Origin of the sequence: Dielma fastidiosa (assembly GCF_000313565.1) — a bacterium.
Classification (GTDB): domain Bacteria; phylum Bacillota_I; class Bacilli_A; order Erysipelotrichales; family Erysipelotrichaceae; genus Dielma; species Dielma fastidiosa.
Genome location: NZ_HE578940.1, coordinates 1 through 3,709, shown reverse-complemented (window position 1 = coordinate 3,709; position 3,709 = coordinate 1). Strand labels below are relative to the sequence as shown.

The window sequence follows — 3,709 nt, the reverse complement described above, 5'->3', positions numbered from 1 at the left end:
CAATGCTGCTCCTGTGTTCGCTGCTACACCTGCAGCAGTATGTACTAAAACTGGTGATGAAGCTTGTGGTAGAACCGTTTACAATGCAATTTTAGACAAATTAGGTGATACAACTTTTGCAGATTCAAATATGGATGATGCATTAAAAATCACTGCTGCCGATGGTAAGACAAAAGTAACTATTTATGAGGCTATTGAAGCTAACGCTGCAGATTTAGCAACTTTTAGAACTTCATTATCTTATGGTGATGCTTATAAAAATGTAACAAAAATGTTGGATTTCAACTCTGCAATGACTGCTGCTTTCGGTGCTGGTTATTCTTCATTAGCAGATGTTACTTCAACTACGGTTGGTGGTTATGTTGCAACATATTTAGCTACTGATTACACAACAACTAAAACTGACGCTAAATCTAAATTATCTGATTTAAAAGATGATAAGAAAGCAATGACAGGAATCATGGGCGGTGATTTTGAAGTATTATTAAATCGTGCTCAAACTGTTCTGGAAGATATCCTAGAAATCTCATCTGATGATTATGATGCAGATTTAGCTGATTTCTATGATGCATTCTCTAAAGTTTTAGAGAATGATTTAGATGGCAAAAATACTATTTTAAATGCTGATGAACATTCAATCACAGGATTAGGTACGGTAACTGATGAAACTAAAGATAAGGATGATAAAGACAAAAAGTATGAAGTAACAAAAGTGACTTTATCAAGTAAATCTGCAGTAAAAGGTCGTATCAATGCAATTAAAGACGCAACTGATTATGACCAATTCAAAGATGAAGATTTAGTTATTTCTTTAATCGATACTTATCAGGATGTAATTGATAATATCGGTAATATTACTGATATAGCTTCAACTGATGCATATAAAGCTTACAATAAAACTAAAACTGATGATGAAGATAAAACTGTTAAAGCTTTCTTAGTTGATTTCTTCAAAGGTGAAACGAATCTGAAATACGGAAAAGTGGATGCAAATGGTAAATATGTAGCTGGTACTAATGCATCAACTGCTAAAGAAGAAGCAAAAGCTGTTGCTAAAGTATTGGATAATGAACAATGGGCTATCTTAAAAGATTTGAAAGAAGAAGTTCTTGATTCTGTATGGAGTTTCGAAACTTCAAAAGTAGGCAATTACTATAGAGATAAATCAGATTTTAATTCATATGTTTCAGCTGCTCAAAAGAGTATCATCATGGACAATGTACCAGGATTCTTATTAAAAGTAGTAGATACTGAAACTGGTGAATTTGGTTATGACTATGTAGAAGCACATATGGATGCATTCAACGAAGCTCTTGATGCAGTAACAACTGGTATTGCAAAAATTACACCTGCTAATATCAAAACAACTGACAAAGCTGCATTAGAAGCTGCTGAAGATGCCATCTATGAGTTATATTACAATAAGGGTAAATATGTAAATAACTTAACTGATAAAGAACTCAAGACAGTACGTCAGGCTGACACTAAAATCACTAACTTACGTGAAGCATTCGATAACTTAGGTACTACAGCAGTAGCTGGATGGTATGATATGGGTAACGGTAACTGGGGTTACAACAATGAAGATGGTACTCCTGCTGCTTACAAATGGGTTGCTTCTGGTTCTGATTGGTACATGATCAAAGACGGTAAGATGCTGAGAAATACTTGGTTGGCTACTGATGGTGGTCGCTGGTACTACTTAGACAATGCTGGTAAGATGGTTACTAACCAATCAGTAGATGGCTGCTGGATCAATTCTTACGGCGTTTACATGAGCCCTTCTTACAACGGTTAATTGTAAATCGATCTAATTACTTAATTGAGATGTACAGAGATGTACATCTCTTTTTGTATGCAAAAAGGAGATCCATAACGAATCTCCTTTAAGTGTTATTTGCTTTTAGTTAACTATTTAACCCAAACGCCGTAAGAGTTGAAAGTATAACCGTTAACAGTCGTATTAGAAACCATTACACCGTTATCATCAACATAGTACCATCTAGTACCCTGAGCATCAGAAGCGATCCAAGAGTTACGTAACATTGTACCGTTCTTTACATAATACCAATTAGCACCTGAAGCGATCCATTTAGAAGGTCTAGTACCATCTTCTGCAATGTAATCCCAATTGCCGTTGCCTTTGTCTACCCAACCTGATTGAGTAACTGAACCGTTCATAATCAATTTGAAGTATAATGTTTTAATCAGTTCTTCATTGGCCTTAACTGCTTTCTTTTCTTTCAATGTTAAAGTATATAAAGAATTCTCACCCATTAATTCATCATATGCTTTTTTAGCAGCAACGATCTTAGAAGCCTGTGCAGTAGTCAAAGTTGAAGATAATGTGATACCCTCGATATCCGTAGTAACAGCTTTAATTAATTTAGCTTTTGAAGTTCCTTCATTATCTAATACTAAATCATAGTAACTAGTTTCTTCATCTTTAGTTACTGTTGTAAGCATTAAATACTCTAAATCTTCATTAAAACTATCATCGTCATTCAAATAACGACCATAATCAGCATTTTCAAATGATAATGTGTAGTTGCCTGTAGTACGTTTCACTGCTTTAACAGTTACAAATTGATTAACTACATCTTCTACATATGTTTGTAATTTTTCCACATCAGCTGCTGTGAATTTGTTCAATTCTTTTTCTACCGCTAAATCAGCATCATCATATCCTACAGCACCTTCTTTAATACCCTTTAAAGTATCAACTTTTTCAGCTAAATCTTCGACTTTTGTTAATACTTCTTTAAAATCTTTATAAGCACTATTGCTTGTTTTTAGTAGAGTATTAGCTTCTTTGATTTCTTCAACAATAGTTTCAAGACCTTCGATATACTCAATCACTTCTTCTTCATCTTTTACAGTGTTATATTTAGCTTCATTTTTCAAATCAGCGATTTTGTCATTCTTGACATCTTTAATGAAGTTTTCTAATGCAGTAAGATTTTCGCGTGGGAAGTCAACATCTCTGTTAACTAAATCATAGACATTCACGCCTTCGATTTCTTGATCTTCTAGAGCATTTACATACGCTTTAACAAAAGTTCCGATAGTTGATTTCTCATAATCTTCAATCGCATCTACGAAATCATCCCATAAATTTTCATAAGCCGCAATTGCAGTTGCACCAGCACCTGAACCTGAGTTTTTAGTTGTAGTGTCAGCAGGATCAATATTTTTAATGTAATCTTTTGCAGCATCTAATTCGCTATATAAAGCCTTTGCACCATCATATTCACCGTCAGTAATCATATCATCATTTAAGTAAGTACTCTTGCTTAATTCTATAAATTGATCAATAGCATTTTTAACTGCAACCTCAAATGTAGTCCAATCATCTGAGTTACCGATTAAATGTTTTGCATCTTTAACAGCTTGATCTTCATCATCACCACATAATACAACTGAAGCCAGTAATGTGGATACTGTTTCATTGCCATAATCTGCTGAAGTCTTAATATCTAAAATTTCTTCAATAGTTTTTGCTGTGTCTAATGCATTAGCAACTAGATATTTTGCGGTTTCACCTGTCTTACCTAATGTAGTATTTAATTTAGCAGTGTTCAAAGTTAGATTTTGGGCTTTTAAATCTTTTTTAATAGCGTCAATAACCTTTTTACCATAAATAGCATCTTGAGCTATACAAACAGTTGCTGTTGGTTTACTAGCAGCAGCAAACACCGGAGCAGCATTG

At 34.0% G+C, this 3,709-nt stretch carries 1 protein-coding gene and 1 pseudogene; one reads left to right on the top strand and one right to left on the bottom strand.

What is annotated here, in order from left to right:
* On the top strand, positions 1-1,798 hold a 1,798-nt coding region (locus DAHG_RS21535), incomplete at its 5' end, for a hypothetical protein (protein WP_205408135.1).
* 113 nt (positions 1,799-1,911) lie between these two features.
* On the opposite strand, the pseudogene DAHG_RS21530 reads toward DAHG_RS21535, so the two are convergent.
* Positions 1,912-3,709 (bottom strand): annotated as a pseudogene (locus DAHG_RS21530) (hypothetical protein); the annotation flags it as partial.